Genomic DNA, 891 nt, shown 5'->3' on the forward strand with positions numbered 1-891 from the left:
ATCGGCAGCCGGGTCCGGGAAGCCCTGGAAAAGATGCCACTGAGACAGCGCCGTCAAGCGCAGCGCCAGTGTACGCGGATTCAAGGCGTCGGAATAGGCCAGCAGATACCGCAGGACTGCGGCCGAATCGCATGGCAATACGCCGCCCCATGCATGGAAATGCCGGATCCCGGAGCGATAGGTCCGCCGTGTATTTTCAGAGGTTGCCGCTGAGATAAAGCGTCGGTGCCGCTCATGCAGCTCGTGCTCGGAAACCGCCGCACTGCCGGTACGTTTGACAGAATTACCCGAGGTAGGGTCAATTGGGGTATTGGCTACATCGCGATTTTCCACGATCATTTTTGTCGCTCACTTTCACGGTTTTTACGGACATTACGACAGCGCCTGTCCAGAATTTTGCCTTTACCCACGATAACATCATTTATCATGGCTTGATATATTAAGTTGAATTACTATTCCGTTTCATACTATTACGTCTAAGAATGTAATACGTACTACGACACTTTATTTACTCGGAGGCGAGCATGGCGCGGGCAGGCATTACTTACTCGGAAGTCGCAAAAGCCGCTGCACGGCTATCGGCCGAAGGAAAAAATCCCACGGTCGACACGGTGCGCGAAGCGCTCGGCGGCACGGGCAGCAAGAGTACGATCGCGCCCATGCTCAAGCGCTGGAAAACCGAACATCAGGAACAGGTGCTAGCGCACGATACGGGACTCCCCGCCGATCTGTTGCAGTCTGTCAAGGGGCTCTACGAGCATTTGCAGCAGGAAGCCAATCTGAAAGTGCAGGCAGTCCAGGCGACAATGGCAACCACTCAACGCGAGTTTGCGGAGCGGTTGAAGACGGCGACCGAAACCACTGCCGTTTTGGTCAAGGAGCGGGATGCGC

2 protein-coding genes are annotated in these 891 nt (G+C 55.2%); one reads left to right on the forward strand and one right to left on the reverse strand.

Going from position 1 to position 891, the window contains the following annotated elements; translation table 11 throughout:
- The coding region (locus JK635_RS28955) for a hypothetical protein (RefSeq protein WP_202655520.1) at positions 1 to 339 on the reverse strand (339 nt) is incomplete at its 3' end.
- Between the two features lie 185 nt (positions 340 to 524).
- On the opposite strand from JK635_RS28955, the gene JK635_RS28960 reads away from it, so the two are divergent.
- A partial coding sequence (locus tag JK635_RS28960; protein ID WP_202655521.1) for a DNA-binding protein occupies positions 525 to 891 on the forward strand: 367 nt, incomplete at its 3' end.

Origin of the sequence: Neobacillus paridis (assembly GCF_016765675.1) — a bacterium.
GTDB classification, from domain to species: Bacteria; Bacillota; Bacilli; order Bacillales; family Cytobacillaceae; genus Neobacillus; species Neobacillus paridis.